The sequence below is a fragment of the Actinopolymorpha rutila genome, from assembly GCF_013407855.1.
Classification (GTDB): domain Bacteria; phylum Actinomycetota; class Actinomycetes; order Propionibacteriales; family Actinopolymorphaceae; genus Actinopolymorpha; species Actinopolymorpha rutila.
In genome coordinates, this window is sequence record NZ_JACBZH010000001.1 from 3,979,055 (window position 1) to 3,993,347 (window position 14,293).

13 protein-coding genes are annotated in these 14,293 nt (G+C 73.5%); 5 read left to right on the forward strand and 8 right to left on the reverse strand.

Going from position 1 to position 14,293, the window contains the following annotated elements:
• Nucleotides 1-117: 117 nt before the first annotated feature.
• The gene (locus F4554_RS17775; protein ID WP_179788609.1) at nucleotides 118-669 is read left to right on the forward strand and encodes a hydrogenase maturation protease; all 552 of its coding nucleotides are present in this window, start codon (nucleotides 118-120) and stop codon (nucleotides 667-669) included.
• A 69-nt stretch (nucleotides 670-738) separates the two neighbouring features.
• Here the strand turns inward: F4554_RS17775 and F4554_RS17780 are convergent, their stop codons facing one another.
• From F4554_RS17780 to dnaG, 3 genes are all read right to left on the reverse strand, one after another.
• Entirely contained in the window at nucleotides 739-1,209 is a 471-nt protein-coding gene (locus F4554_RS17780) for a hypothetical protein (RefSeq protein WP_179788610.1), read from the reverse strand.
• 129 nt (nucleotides 1,210-1,338) lie between these two features.
• Entirely contained in the window at nucleotides 1,339-2,757 is a 1,419-nt protein-coding gene (xylB, locus tag F4554_RS17785) for a xylulokinase (protein WP_179788611.1), read from the reverse strand.
• A 134-nt stretch (nucleotides 2,758-2,891) separates the two neighbouring features.
• Nucleotides 2,892-4,814, reverse strand: a complete 1,923-nt coding sequence (gene dnaG, locus F4554_RS17790; RefSeq protein WP_179788612.1) for a DNA primase — start codon at nucleotides 4,812-4,814, stop codon at nucleotides 2,892-2,894.
• 228 nt (nucleotides 4,815-5,042) lie between these two features.
• Here dnaG and F4554_RS32265 point away from each other — a divergent pair, with 228 nt between their 5' ends.
• Both F4554_RS32265 and F4554_RS33660 read left to right on the forward strand, forming a co-directional pair.
• A complete protein-coding gene (locus tag F4554_RS32265) occupies nucleotides 5,043-5,339 on the forward strand; it encodes an ATP-binding cassette domain-containing protein (RefSeq protein WP_238341328.1) in 297 nt (98 codons plus the stop codon).
• Nucleotides 5,340-5,361: 22 nt separating this feature from the next.
• Nucleotides 5,362-5,520: an oligopeptide/dipeptide ABC transporter ATP-binding protein gene (locus F4554_RS33660; RefSeq protein WP_337796086.1), complete on the forward strand. Its 159-nt coding sequence runs from the start codon at nucleotides 5,362-5,364 to the stop codon at nucleotides 5,518-5,520.
• Nucleotides 5,521-5,605: 85 nt separating this feature from the next.
• Here F4554_RS33660 and F4554_RS17800 read toward each other — a convergent pair whose 3' ends face one another.
• Nucleotides 5,606-6,847: an NAD(P)/FAD-dependent oxidoreductase gene (locus F4554_RS17800; protein WP_179788613.1), complete on the reverse strand. Its 1,242-nt coding sequence runs from the start codon at nucleotides 6,845-6,847 to the stop codon at nucleotides 5,606-5,608.
• Nucleotides 6,848-7,013: 166 nt separating this feature from the next.
• Nucleotides 7,014-8,285 carry a deoxyguanosinetriphosphate triphosphohydrolase gene (locus tag F4554_RS17805; protein WP_179788614.1) on the reverse strand — a complete coding sequence of 424 codons (1,272 nt, stop codon included), beginning with the start codon at nucleotides 8,283-8,285 and terminating at the stop codon, nucleotides 7,014-7,016.
• A gap of 102 nt (nucleotides 8,286-8,387) precedes the next feature.
• On the opposite strand from F4554_RS17805, the gene F4554_RS17810 reads away from it, so the two are divergent.
• The gene (locus tag F4554_RS17810) at nucleotides 8,388-9,080 is read left to right on the forward strand and encodes a superoxide dismutase (RefSeq protein ID WP_179788615.1); all 693 of its coding nucleotides are present in this window, start codon (nucleotides 8,388-8,390) and stop codon (nucleotides 9,078-9,080) included.
• A 295-nt stretch (nucleotides 9,081-9,375) separates the two neighbouring features.
• Here F4554_RS17810 and F4554_RS17815 read toward each other — a convergent pair whose 3' ends face one another.
• Together F4554_RS17815 and F4554_RS17820 are read right to left on the reverse strand one after the other, a co-directional pair.
• Nucleotides 9,376-10,890, reverse strand: a complete 1,515-nt coding sequence (locus F4554_RS17815; RefSeq protein ID WP_202889336.1) for a glycosyltransferase family 39 protein — start codon at nucleotides 10,888-10,890, stop codon at nucleotides 9,376-9,378.
• A gap of 9 nt (nucleotides 10,891-10,899) precedes the next feature.
• The gene (locus F4554_RS17820; RefSeq protein ID WP_179788616.1) at nucleotides 10,900-11,865 is read right to left on the reverse strand and encodes a helix-turn-helix domain-containing protein; all 966 of its coding nucleotides are present in this window, start codon (nucleotides 11,863-11,865) and stop codon (nucleotides 10,900-10,902) included.
• Between the two features lie 72 nt (nucleotides 11,866-11,937).
• On the opposite strand from F4554_RS17820, the gene F4554_RS17825 reads away from it, so the two are divergent.
• Nucleotides 11,938-12,822 (forward strand): phytanoyl-CoA dioxygenase family protein, encoded by an 885-nt coding sequence (locus F4554_RS17825; protein ID WP_179788617.1) that lies wholly within the window; start codon nucleotides 11,938-11,940, stop codon nucleotides 12,820-12,822.
• Between the two features lie 11 nt (nucleotides 12,823-12,833).
• Here the strand turns inward: F4554_RS17825 and F4554_RS17830 are convergent, their stop codons facing one another.
• Nucleotides 12,834-14,186, reverse strand: coding sequence for an NsdA family TPR-like regulatory protein (locus tag F4554_RS17830; RefSeq protein WP_179788618.1), 1,353 nt, complete (start codon nucleotides 14,184-14,186; stop codon nucleotides 12,834-12,836).
• Between the last annotated feature and the right edge of the window lie 107 nt (nucleotides 14,187-14,293).

Below are 14,293 nucleotides of genomic sequence, written 5' to 3' on the forward strand. Positions count from 1 at the left end.
CAGCCATCCGGGTGCCGCTCCGGCCGGCTGTGAGGTCGCGCGTTCCCGCCGTGGCGATCACCGCCCGGACGTACGCTGACCGGGAAACCGGCACGTCGGCGACGCGGGGGGCGCGCAGTGGTCCATCCGCCAGACCACCCGGAACAATCCGGCCGCGAACCAACCGGCCGCACACGATCCGACCACGAACGAACCGACCGCGGCGCCGGCGGTCGCGTCCTGATCGCCGGAGTCGGCAACGTCTTCTGCGCCGACGACGGCTTCGGCGTCGCGGTGATCCACCGGCTGGCCCACGATCCGCTGCCCGCGCCGGTCGACCTGCGCGACTACGGCATCCGCGGCCGGCACCTCGCCGCGCAACACCTCGACGGGTACGGCCTGGTGGTCCTCGTCGACGCCCTGCACCGCGACGGCCCGCCGGGCACGTTGTACGTCGTGGAGGCCGCCGACGACGCGGCCGGCGCGGGACCCTACCCGCGGCCCGACGGCGTACTGGCGCTCGTACCCGCCATCCATCGCCAGGTCGCCCGGGTCGTGGTCGTGGGCTGCGAACCCGGCGACATCGGCACCGGCATCGGCCTGTCACCCGCGGTGGAGAACGCCGTGGGACCCGCCGCGAAGCTGGTCCTGGACATCGTCACCCGGGCCCACCGCTCCTGGTCGGGCTGACCCCACACGGAGGGGCCCGCCCACGGAGAAGTCCGCGCGGTCCGGGAGGCGCCCGGACCGCGCGACCCGTCAGGCGGACGGTGGTGGGTTACGGGCGGGCGGATGTGCGTTGACCAGGCCCGGGGCGGCCGCCGGGCGCCGCGCCAGGTCAGGTCGGCGGGCCCAGTCCGGCCGAGCCCCGGCAGGCACCGCGCCCGGCACCCTCGGCCGGTTCGCGGCGGCCGCGGCCTGGTCACGGGGACCCTGCTGCTGGCTCGCCGGCGTGGTGTCCGGTGCCCAGCTACGCGGGTCCGAGGTCATGCCCAGGAGATACGTCACCGTGCACTCCAGGGCGTGGGCGAGCTCGGGTAGCTTCGCCACGTCCAGTCCGGCACCGTGCTCCAGGCTGCTGAGGGCCTTGTTCGTCGTGAGGACGCCGAGCCGGCCCAACCGGCTGACCACCTGCTTCTGGGTCAGTCCGAGGCGGCGACGCCGCTCGCGCAGGCGTTGCATCACGATCAGCCGTCGACGGGCGCCGACGTCGGCAGAGTTCATCACCATTGTGCCTCCCCGAAACAGGCACCTTCCCCACCAAGCGCGACACCAACCACACACCTTGTGACCAACCGAATGTCTTCCGGCGAGTCGCGTCAACTTCCCCGCATGTCGGGGGTACGCCGGGCCTGCCGGTCAGCCGTGCGGATGCAGGGTGGTGCGCGCCTGCGCGTACGCCGACCGGATGCGTTCGCCGGCGGCCTCGTCCACGTCGTCGCGTACCACCGACTCGCCGAGACTCCACGACGGCGGCGCCGCCGAACCGGCCAGCGCCCATGCGGCCTGCCTGGCCGCACCGAGCGCGACGTACTCCGCCGGCGGCGGGACGGTGACGGGTACGCCGAACACCGTCGGCGCGGCCGAGCGCACCGCCTCCGAACGGGCGGCGCCGCCGATCAGCAGCACCCGGCGGACGTTCACACCCTGCGCCCGCACCGCGTCCAGCCCGTCGGCGAGGCCGCACAGCATGCCCTCGACCGCGGCCCGCGCCAGGTTGGCCGGTGTCATCGTGTCGCGCCGCAGGTTGTGCAGCGAGCCCGCCGCGTCGGGGAGGTTGGGGGTGCGCTCGCCGTCGAGGTAGGGCAGCAGCACCAGTCCGCCCGCACCGGGACCGGCCTCGCGGGCCAGCCGCTCCAGTCCGGCCAGGTCGACGCCCAGCATGTTCGCGGTGGCGGTGAGCACCCGGGCGGCGTTCAGCGTGCAGACCAGCGGCAGGAACCGGCCGGTCGCGTCGGCGAAGCCGGCCACGATGCCGCTCGCGTCGGTGGACGGCTTGTCGTGGACGGCGAAGACGGTGCCGCTGGTGCCGAGCGAGACCACCACGTCGCCGGGCTCGATGCCCAGGCCGAGCGCGGCGCCCATGTTGTCGCCGGTGCCCGCCGAGACCAGCGTGCCGGGGCGCAGGACGCCGTTCGGGCCGGCCGAGCCCGTCTCGCCCGCGGGTTCGGCCGGGCCGAGCACCTTGGGGAGTTCGGGCGTACGGCCGAGCGCGAGCTGGAGCAGGTCGGTGCGGTAGTCGCCGGTGACCGGGGACCAGTACGCCGTGCCGGACGCGTCGCCGCGGTCGGTCACCGGCTGGTCCGGGCGTCCGCACAGCTCCCAGGTCAGGTAGTCGTGCGGCAGCAGCACCCGGGCCACGCGCTCGGCGTTGCCCGGCTCGTGTTCGGCCAGCCAGGCAAGCTTGCTCACGGTCATGCTGGCCAGCGGCACCGAACCGACCGCCTCGGCCCATCCGGCCGGGCCGAGCAGCTGCACCAGCCGCAGGGCCGCGGCCGCGGACCGGGTGTCGTTCCACAGCAGTGCCGGGCGGACGACCTCACCGGCCTCGTCCAGGGTGACCATGCCGTGCTGCTGGCCGGCTACTCCGATCGCGGCCACGTCGTCCAGCAGCCCCTCGGCCGCCTCCCGCAGCGCCGACCACCACGCCTCGGGCGGGCACTCGGTGCCCTCCGGGTGTGCGGCGACCCGCTCGTCGAGCACCTCACCGGTGTCGGCGTCGGCCACGACGATCTTGCAGGACTGGGTGGAGGAGTCGACTCCGGCGACCTTCGGCATGCCTAGAAACTAACCGCTGCCGCCAACCCGCCCGTGCGGTAGGTGGCGGCCGGTGGCCGGGCCGGTCCGGTCCCGGCCACCCCGACGGCCGACCAGCGAGCCGGCAAGAGCACGCCCTGAGGAGCGCCGGCAGCTCAGCCGAGGCGTTCGCGCAGCCCGTAGCGGTGCTGTTCGAGCGCGACCAGCTCACCGAAGAGCTTGTTGTACGCCTCGGTCTGCTCCACGGGGTTCATCCGCTGCAACTTGGACTTGACATCGGCGATGCGGCGGGCGACCGCGAGCTCCTGCACCCGGACCAGCAGCGAACTGGCGTAGCGCCGCTCGGGGGCACCGGACGCGGGCAGCGGCTCCACGGCGAGCACGGTGACCAGTCGGCGTACGGCGTCGTCGGGTGCGTGCTCGGCAAGTGCGGACACCCACTTGTCGCCACCGGCGGAGGTGCCGACGCCGCCGGCGTCCGCGGCCAGCTGCCGCACCGCGACGTAGGCGGGATGGGTGAAGACGTTCTCCTCCAGCGCGTCGAACTCCGGACCCACCACGGTCGGCGCCTGGACGACCAGCCGGAGCAGCTCGCGTTCGGCGCTCAGCCGCGGGTCCCGCGGGTCGGGCAGCGGGGTTTCGGGCACGCTCCGCGCAGGGCTCGGCTCCGACGCCGCCACGCGTCCACGTCCGGCCCGGTCGCCGCGCGCGCCGCCGGATCCGGGGCCACTGCCCGCGCGAGCGGGCGCACCGGCTGCGCGGGCCACCTCCGACCGCACTTCCTCGACGTCCATGCCGAGCATGCCGGCGAGCTCGCGGGAGTAGGCGATCAGCTTGGCGCGGTCGCGTACGGAACGGAAGTACGGCGCGGTGGCCCGCAGCGCGTCCACCCGGCCGTCGGCGCGGTCCAGGTCGAACCGGGCCAGCGCCCGCTCCAGGACGAAGCGGTACAGCGGGATCCGGCGGGCGATGAGGTCGCGGACCGCCGCGTCACCGTGCTTCAGCCGCAGGTCGCAGGGGTCCAGCCCGTCCGGCTCGACCGCGACGTAGGTCTGCGACACGAACTGTTGGTCGCCCTCGAACGCCTTCAGCGCTGCCCGCTGCCCGGCCTCGTCGCCGTCGAAGGTGTAGATCACCTCGCCGCGGAACTCCTCGTGGTCCAGCAGCAGCCGGCGCAGCACCCGGGCGTGATCCTCCCCGAACGCCGTGCCGCAGGTGGCCACCGCGGTGGGTACGCCGGCGAGGTGGCAGGCCATCACGTCGGTGTAGCCCTCGACCACGACCGCCTGCGACTTGCGGGCGATGTCGCGGCGGGCCAGGTCGACGCCGTACAGCACCTGGCTCTTGTGGTAGATCGGCGTCTCCGGGGTGTTGAGGTACTTCGCGTCGATCCGGTCGTCGTCGAAGAGCCGGCGCGCGCCGAACCCCACCACGTCACCGGACAGCTCGCGGATCGGCCACACCAGCCGGCCCCGGAACCGGTCGTAGCGGCCGCGGGCACTGGTGGCGGCCAGGCCGGCGGTGGCGAGCTCGTCGTCTGCGAAGCCGCGTCCGCGCAGGTGGCTCAGCAGTGCGCTGCCACCGCGGGGGGCGAATCCGACGCCGAAGTGCTCCGCCGCCGCCCGGTCGAATCCGCGCTCGGCGAGGAAGGTGCGCCCGGCCGCCGCGTCGGGTGAGGAGTGCAGCTGCTGTTCGTAGAACTCCGCGGCGGCTCGGTGTGCCTCGATCAGCCGTGCGCGGGTGCCGGGCTGGCGCCGCTCGGGCTGGCCGCCGTCGACGTAGCGCAACTGGACGCCGGCGAGGGTGGCGAGTCGTTCGACCGCCTCCACGAACCCGAGGCCCTCGATCTTCTGCAGGAAGGAGATCGCGTCGCCGCCCTCGCCGCAGCCGAAGCAGTGGTAGGCGCCGACCTGGGGGCGGACGTTGAACGACGGGGACTTCTCGTCGTGGAAGGGACACAGCCCCTTCAGCGAGCCGGTGCCCGCGGGGCGCAACGTGACGTACTGCGAGACGACCTCGTCGATCCGGGTGCGTTCCCGGACCAGCGCGATGTCGTCGTCGCGGATCCGGCCGGCCATGAGTCGGAGTCTACGGCCGGACGCCGACGAGCCCGACGGCGCCGGGTCGACAGCCACCCGACCCGACGGAGTTCTTCCGGACCGAGAGCGAGGGGAGCGGTCACGACACCCCAGGGACCACCACCGCGACCGCCGGGGACACTTCGCCGGCCCCGGCAGCGCCGCGGTCCCACCTGCTCGAGGTCACCGACCTGGTGAAAGACGTTTCCCGTTCGGGGCAAGGGCTTCTTGCGCCGGGTCGTCGGCCAGGTGCAGGCGGTCAGCGGGGTGTCCCTGCACGTGGACGCGAGTGAGACCCTCAGCGTGGTCGGCGAGTCCGGCTGCGGCAAGTCGACCACCAGGCGGGCCATCCTGCAGCTGCACGCCCCGACCAGCGGGTCGGTGAGGTTCTCCGGCAAGGAGCTGACGACTCTTGGGTGGCGGGCGATGCAGGGAGTACGCCGGGACCTGCAGATCGTCTTCCAGGACCCCTACGCCTCGCTCAACCGGCCCGGGTGGCCGAGCTGCTCCGGTTGGTGGGCCTGAACGCAGAACACGGCAACCGCTCGTGCCGAGCCCGGCCGCCCCGCCGAGCGGGTGCAGGTTTCGTACGCGCTGCTGGAAGGCGCAGGACATCTGCGCGCAGCAGGAGCCGCCGCTCGTCGACCGCGGGCAGGGACACCCGTCGGCCTGCCACTTCGCCGACGTCGACCGCCGCGTGGTGTGACGTGGTGTGAGCGGCGGATTCTTCCGCGGAAGAATCCGCCCCTCACACCCGTCCCCCTGGCGACCGGCGTCCGGAGCGTCCCGGCTCAAGCGTAGACCGCGTCCAGGTCCACCTCGGCGTCGGCGAGTTTGCCCGGGTCGACCTCGCGCCCGGACCGGATCAGCGCCTGGATGGCGTCCTGGACGTCCCAGACGTTGACGTTCATGCCGGCGACGACCCTGCCCTTGCGCAGCCAGAACGCCACGAACTCCCGCCCGGCCAGGTCACCGCGCACCACCACGTCCTCGTACCCGTCGGGTCCGATGTCCCCGGAGTACTCCATGCCCAGGTCGTACTGGTCGCTGAAGAAGAACGGCACCGCGTCGTACGGCGCGTCCGTGCCGAGCATTGCCCGGCCCGCGGCGGCCCCGCCGTCCTGTGCGTTGGCCCAGTGCTCCACGTGCAGCCGGCGGCCGAACGTCGGCGAGTACCACCGGGCGACGTCGCCGGCGGCGTAGACGTCCGGGTCGGAGGTACGCAGCCGCTCGTCGGTGAGCACGCCCTTGTCGACGTCCAGGCCGGCGGCCTCGGCCAGCTCGACGTCCGGTGCCACGCCGACGCCGACGATCACCGCGTCCGCGGCAAGCTCATCCCCCGCGCCGGTGACCACGCCGGTCACCTTCCCGGCGTCGCCGCGAATCTCCGCGAGGGAGGTGTCGAACCGGAAGTCCACTCCGTGGTCGCGGTGCAGCCGCGCGAACACCTCGCTCATCTGCGGTCCGAGCACGGTGTAGAGCGGGCCCGGCTGGGGCTCGACCACCACCACCTCCGCGCCGTGGTGACGCGCCGCGGCCGCGGTCTCCAGGCCGATCCAGCCGGCGCCGACGACCACCACCCGGTCGGCGGCGGCAAGGGTCTCCTTCAGCGTGAGGCAGTCGGTGAGGGTCCGCAGGTAGTGCACTCCGGCCAGGTCGACACCCGGCACGTCCAACCGGCGCACGACCGAGCCGGTCGCCAGCAGGGCCTTGTCGTAGCGAAGCCGCTCGCCGTCGGCCAGCACCACCTCGTGCGCGGACGGGTCCAGCCGCCGCACCGCGACGCCGAGCCGGAGCTCGATCCGCTGCTCGTCGTACCACGCCTGGTCGTGGGTGATCACCGTCACAGGGTCGTCGGCGTCGAGGAGGACTCCCTTGGACAGCGGCGGGCGTTCGTAGGGAAGCTCGGACTCGCGGGCGACGAGGACGACCCGGCCGGTGAAACCCTCCGACCGCAGCGCCTCCACCGCCTTCGCCGCGGCCAGTCCCCCGCCGATCACGACATAGGTCTGCTGTCCGGTCTGCTCAGCCATGCGGCGGACTCCTTCGAAAGCTCGCGTACGGGATTCCAACCGTGCCACAGCCGGGCCCGGCGGAGCAGGATCTCGGCGGGAACCGGCCGCTTGGCCGAAACCACAACGACCCGGAGTGGCCCCGAGTGACCCGGCGACCAGGTCACGTCCGGCGAACCCGTGCGGTTCAGGGCCGCAGCGAACGCGCCATCGCCACCGCGGACGCGTCGGTCAGCGACGCGGTCTGGTCGATGACGACCCGCAGCCGGGCGGCGTCGTCGGGCGCGGCGGCGAAGTCGGCCCGAAACGCCGGCGCCAGCCCGTCCGGCGCGCTGCGCCGCAGCGCCGACACCAGCCCGTGCACGACCTCCCGCTGCCGGGAGAGCAGGGCGACGCGCTCGGCCGACCGCATGACGTACGTCGCCGCGATCCCCTTCAGGACGGCGATCTCCACCCGGGTCTCGTGGGGTACGACGAGGGAGGCGCGGTAGCGGACCAGCCGGCCGCGGCCGTACTCCGCGTGCGTCGCCTGCTCGGCGGCCAGGCAGAACCGCCCGATCAGCTGGCTGGTGAGGTCCTTCAGCGCGGCCAGCGAGCGCCGGTCGCCGTCGTAGTCGGTCTGCGGCCAGTAGCCGAAACCACGCAGCCGGTCGTACGCCTCGTCGAGTTCGGCGTCCTCGACGCCGGGGAGGTACCAGTCGCGGACGACCTCCCACACGGTGGATCGCTCGGCCCGGTCGGCCAGCGCGGACAGCACGATCCGGCCGAACACCACCCCGTCCTCCACGTCGTGCACGGAGTACGCGACGTCGTCGGCGAAGTCCATCACCTGGGCTTCCAGGCAGCGGCGCCGGTCCACGCCGGCCCGCAGCCAGCCGAAGACCTCCAGGTCGTCGTCGTACACGCCGAACTTCCCGCCCAGCTCCGGCGGGCCGTCCCCGCGTCGCCAGGGGTACTTCGTCGCCGCGTCGAGGGAGGCCCGGGTGAGGTTCAGGCCCGCGCTGCGGCCCGCGCCGTCGTCGGCGAACGTCTTAGCCTCCAGCCTGGTCAGCAGCCGCAGCGTCTGCGCGTTGCCCTCGAATCCGCCCGCCTCCGCGCACACCTCGTCCAGCGCGGCCTCGCCGTTGTGCCCGAACGGCGGGTGGCCGAGATCGTGCGCCAGGCAGGCGGTGTCCACCACGTCGGGGTCGCAGCCGAGGGACTGGCCCAGCTCGCGGCCCACCTGCGCGACCTCGAGGGTGTGCGTGAGGCGGGTACGGACGAAGTCGTGGATCCCCGGACCGAGCACCTGCGTCTTGGCGGCGAGCCGGCGCAGCGCGGCCGAGTGCAGGACGCGGGCTCGGTCGCGGGCGAACGGCGTGCGGCCGGCGCTCTTCGGCGGCTCGCCCACCCAGCGTTCGACATCGGAGGGTTGGTAGCTCGAGTCCTCGTGCCGCTCGCCCGGCGTTGTTCGGTTCATCGCAGCTCGACCCTATGGCATGTCGCGAACCAGGCCCCGGCGACGGCCGGGGCCAGTGCGCGCCTTCCCAACGGACCTCGCCGGGCGTGCTACAACCACCCCATGAAACGGTACGCAGTCACGCTGTCACTGATCGTGGCCGCGGTCGCGATGGCCGCCACCACGACTGCCGTCCCCTCCGCCGCCGCGGCGGCCGCGGGGGCGACACGAATTTCTGCTGACCCCTCGGCCCCGGCGATCGCGCGGTCCGTCACCGGGGTCACCCAGACCACCCGGACCACCCAGGTCGGGCGAGCCGCCCTCGACCGTCCGGTCATCGCCATCGGCCGGTTCGGGCCCGTCGACGGGGGCGGCAACGCGCTGACGTACGACCCGGCCCTGGTGCCGGTCGGTGCCCAGGCGGCAGTGGCCGCCTACACCTGGCCCTTCGGCACCACCACGGTGCTCGCGGTGACCGGTCTGGTCCCCCGGCGCACGTACGGCGCCCACGTCCACGTCAACAGCTGCGGCAGCGTCCCGGCGGCCGCCGGCCCACACGTGCAGTTCGTCGAGGACCCGGTGAAGCCGTCGGTGGACCCGAGGTACGCCAACCCGCGCAACGAGATCTGGCTGGACTTCCGCACCGACGCCAACGGGGTCGGCTACGCGGTCAGCACCGTCTACTGGCCGATCACCGCCAAGGACGCCGCGGCAGTCGTCATCCACGAGCACGGCACGAGCAGAGGGCACGGACATGCGGGCATGGCCGGTGCGCGCCTGGCCTGCCTGACCGTCCCGTTCGACCAGGCGCGCTAGAGCGGGTACCAGCGGGTACCTGCGTGACCATCCGGTCGCCGCGATCCTTTGGTCTGGCCCGCGGCGACCTGGACTGGTCCGTACGGAGGACCCACGTTCAGCCTCGCGACCGATGAGCCTCCCAGCCGGCCGCCCTAGGCTGACTCGCACGACGAGGGGAAGTGATGGCCGGTGCTGCCGTCGCGACAGTGCGCCTGATCGGGCCGCTGGCCGCGACGGCCGGCGCCGGCCGGCCTTGTCGGGCCGGCCGCGCGCGAGCCGCATGATCGTCGGCGGGACGCCCCCGCACGGGAGATCAGTCGTAGTGCCGGAGGTCGGGCCACAGGCGCGACCACGGCCGGGACGGGCCGCGGCACACCTTGATGTCGTTGTCCTGTTCCTCGTTGGGAATGCCGACGCCGTTGGCCAGGCGTGCCGCGACCCGGCACGAACCGAACCACGCCAGTCTTGGTCCGGCGTCCGCGAAACCGACCAGGATCACCACCGTCCGGTCGTCCGCCGGCCGGCCGAGAAACCACAGCTCGTTGTGTCCGCTGTAGACGGGCGGCAGGCCGGTGCCGAAGCGGTCCAGCGCACCCGCCTCACCGTAGTTGGCGGTGACGATGACGGCCCGGGACGCGTCGGCGGGCGGTAGCCCTCGGTACACGTCCGCGATCTGGCGCACGTACGCCGGCCAGCCGATCTGGTCGCTGACGACCTGGTTGGCGTCGGCGAGGTGGCCGGCCACGAGCGCGCGAACCGGCAGCAGCGGCAGCGCGACCAGCGCGGACATGGCCACGTTGAGCGCCAGCGCGGCGGCGAACCAGGCCACCCGGCCGCGCCGCCGCCCGCGTGCCGACCACCGCACCGCCGGCACACACCCGGCCGCGTACAGGGCCAGCATCAGGCCGAGGGTGTAGTAGGGCTGCCCTCCGGTGACCAGCACCAGCACGCACGCCACCGGATACGCGACCGCCAGCGCCCGCACCGGCCGCAGCCCTGGTTCACGCAGCAGCCGCACCAGGCCGGCCACCCACACCGGAACCATGAAGAGCCCCAGCATGATCAGCTGGACTGGTACGAAGGAGACGCGGGAGTCGGCGCCCTTGTCCCGTTCGATCGCGCCGGCCATCGTGATCTGCGGCCAGTGGTGGGTGGCCTGGTAGACCAGGTTCGGCCCACCGACCACGAGCGCGAGAAGCACTCCGGCCCACAGCCAGCGCGAGGCGAGCACCCGGCGCGGGCCGACGAGCACCAGGCCGACGCCGACCGAGAGCAGCGTCGCCACGATCAGGTCCTTGACGTACAGGCCGGTTCCGACCATCGCCCCGGCCGCGAGCCACCAGCGAGGGTCGCGCAGCAACGCCCGGGCCACGCACAGCAGCACGGCCGCATGCAGCACCAGGTCGAGGGTCGCGGTGGCCAGCACGTGCCCGGCCGTGAGCGGGAACACCGTCACCACGCCGAGTGCGCCCAGCACCTGCGCGGCCCGGCCGCCGCCCCACTCGCGGGCCAGCAGCGCGGTGAGGATCGCGGCACCGGCGACCGCGAGCGCGCTGGGCAGCCGCAACGCCCACAGGTGGTCCCCGAACAGCACACGCGTCAGCCCGGCGAGCAAGGGCACGGCAGGCGGCTGGTCGACGTAGCCCCACGCCGGGTGCTGACCCAGCAGCCGGAAGTACAGCTCGTCCCGGTGGTAGCCGTACCGGTTGCTCGACGCCACCAGCAGCACCGCGGTGGCGGCCGCCACGAGCAGCACCGGACGGACCGCGAACGGCTCCCGCGCCGGCGCGGCGGTCGTCGGGCCCGCGTCCCGTTCCTCGATTGCCACGTGCCCCCTCTACCAGGTCGACGTGCCCACCGTCGGCGATTCGGGGTACACCGGCTTCGGGCTGACCCTGGACACCGGCGTACGCCCGCCGCGCCACTGACGGCGAAACTCTCGCGGCGTGCGGCCGGTGCGGGCACGGAACGCGGTCGCGAAGTGCTGGGCGGAGGAGAAGCCCAGCTCCACCGCGACCTGCGTGATGCTCGCGTCGGTCTCGGCCAGCAGCATCTCGGCCCGCCGCAGCCGTAGCGACCGGTGGTAGTTCGCGGGGCTGGCGCCCAACTGCTCGGTGAACAGCTCACCGAGGTACGCCGGTGACAGTCCCACCGCACGGGCCAGCGCGGCCAGCGGCAGCCGCCGGCCCGGCGCGGCGTCCAGCAGCCGGCGGGCGTGCGCCACCGCCGGGTGGAGCCCGACCTGGCCGGCCACTTCGCCGGCGGTCATCAGCCTGGTGACCTCCACCAGCAGGTGCCGCGCGGTCAGCGTCAGCCCGGTGGTCCGCAGCGACTGGGTGGTGGTGACCTCCCGAAGGAACGCCTGGAACGGCGCGACCGCCGAGCCCGCGTCGGGCACGTACGCCGGCACCGACCGCTGCCACACCGCCACCGCCTCGGGCAGGTCGGCCAGCAGCGCGGCGGCGTCGAACGCCGCGAAGACGTAGTGCCAGGTGGTGCTCGCCGGGCAGACCATGTGGTGCACCGCACCGGGCGGGACGACCAGCAGGCCGTTGCGGCCCACGGAGTAGTCGCGGTCGCGGACCCGCCAGTGGGTGGCCGGGCCGTCGGTCTGCAGGTAGAGCTCCCACACGTCATGACGGTGCGCGCCGATCAGCCACGACGTCGGCGCCCGCTGGTCCCCGGCGTGCACCAGCCCGGGTACGCCTGCCCGGCCGAGGTAGGCGTGGAAGCCGGCCGAGATCCCGTCCGGCCGTACCACCTCGTCGATTCCACCCGCTCCACCAGCACTGTCCTCATGCACCCGGTGATTGTGTACGTTTCCCGACCCGCGCGTGAACGCCCGCGACCGCACCCGGCCGTAGCGTCGCAGGACATGACGACCACGATCGAAGACCTGCTCGAACGCTATGCCGACCTGCTGCCGACGCCCGACGACGTGGCGTTCTACCGGGAGAACGGCTACTGGATCTCAGGCCGCATCCTGCCACCGGAGGTGCTCGACGCCGCCGAACGAGGGATGGCGAGCTTCTACGCCGGGCACGCCGACCGCCCGATGCCCGACGGCACCGACCGGGTTGGCTGGCGGCCCGAACACGGCGACGTGCTCCGCAAGAACGACTACACGTCCCTGATCGTCGACGACCTGGCCACCCTGGTGCGGCACCCGATCATCGGCGCCTGCGCGGCCCGCCTCAACGGGGAGCCGGAGATCCGGCTCTGGCACGACCAGCTGTTGTACAAGCCGTCCGAGGACGGCCTGCCGGAGTCCGGGAAGGTGAACGTCGGCTGGCACACCGACCGGCAGTACTGGCGCAGCGCGGCGTCCGCCGACATGCTCACCGCCTGGGTGCCCTTCCACGACGTGGGCGTACGCGAGGGCGCGGTGTCGTTCGTGGCCGGCAGCCACCGCTGGGAGGACGACGTGGTGCTGGACTTCTTCAACCCCGACCTGTCCACCCTGGACGCGGTGCGGGCGCAGCACGACGTCGAGGTGGTGGTGGCGGAGATCCCGCGCGGGGCGATGAGCTTCCACCACTGCCGTACGGTGCACGGCAGCGGACCCAACCGCAGCGGCGCGTCGCGGAGGTCGATGGCGATCCACATGCAGCCCGGCTCGAACCACTTCGTCGAACACACCCGGCCCGACGGCACCCTCGCCTTCCACCCCAACGACCAGTACGTACGCCGGAACGCCGCGGGCCACCCCGACTACACCGACCCGGCCGCCTGCCCGCGGCTGTGGCCGCCTGCCAGTTGACGGCGCGCGGTTCAACCGACCAGGGTGCCGATCCGGCGGCGGAGGTCGGCGACGTCGGGCATGGTCGCGTGCTGCCCGGCGTGCCTCCGGAGCTCGCGCAGGTCCTCCGCGGTACGCCGGGACCGGAGCCGGCCCGCGCCCTCCAGCGCGGACGTCCCCACCGCGACGGCCTCCCTCGGGTCGTCGGTCGCCATCAGCAACGACGCGAGTTTGATCCGGGAGATGGTGCGCGACCGGGCGTAGGCCGGGGTGTGCCCGGCCACCGCGGCGGCCAGCCGCCGGCCGGCCTCGGTGGGATACCCGCGCACCTCCAGGTCGAACAACGCGTGCCCGGTGTCGCCGGCGTGCTGGGCCGCGTCGTAGTACGCCATCCACGGCGGGTCCTCGGCCGGGTTGGAGCGCGCGAACGCGTCGTCGGCGGCACCGACCACCCGCAGCGTCTCCCGGGTGCGGCCCAGCCGGGCCAGCCCGCGCGCCCGCGCGGTGAGCAGCATCGCCTGTTCGGTGGGAGTGATCCGGTCCGAGCGGAGCAGGGCCAGGTCGGTGAGCCCGAGCGCGGTGGCGGCCTGGCCGCGCCAGACCGCCAGCCGGGCCATCGAGGAGAGCACCTTCGCCCGCAGGTGCCAGGTGCCCGCCGCCTCCGCGCAGGCGAGCGCGAACCGGAACAGCCGTTCGGCGTCGGTGAAGGCGTACGCGTCGAAGGCCATGAAGCCCGCCACGTGCGCGAGGTGGCCGACCGCCTCGTGCAGTTCCAGGCGTTCGCGGTGCCCGGCGCCGGCCTGCAGCAGCCGGGCGGACCAGCGCAGCTGGGCGACCACGGCATCGCGTACGAAACCACCGCCGTAGCTGTGGTCCCAGCGGCTGAACAACACCGCCGCCGACCGGACGTGCCCGATCTCGTCCCGGCCGATCCGCGACGGTATCGGGCTCGCCTCCAGCGGACCGAGCAGCGCGAGCGCGGCGGCCGGCAGCAGCCCGGCGCCGCCCGGACCAGGCGTGGCCGACGTCGACACACCCGCGCCGGTACGCACGGAGAGCGCGGCGGCAGCGGTGGTCCCGCCGTTCTCCGCCGCGGCACCGGAGTCACCGTTGCTCCCGGACCGGGCGGGAGTCCCGGATCCGGCGGCTCCGGCAGCACCGCCGTTACCGGCGAGGGCCGGCGCCCGCCGCGGGTTGAAGAACCCCAGCTCCCGGTCGGTACCCACCGCGAGGACGGTCCGGAACGCGTCCCGGTAGAGCTTCTGCGGCCAGCGGATCACCCCGCGTTCGAGCTTTCCCACGTAGTTGGCGTCGATTCCGAACTCACGACCGGTGACCCGGAACAGGTACGCGTTGAGCTGGTCGGCCATCTCCTGCCGGGACATCGCGTGCCCGGGAGACTCCCGGGACCCCGTTCTTTCGCGCGCCGAACGTAACCTCTCGTTGGGCTCCACGAGGACACCCCCTCAAGGTGGCGGCTCCATGGTTCCAC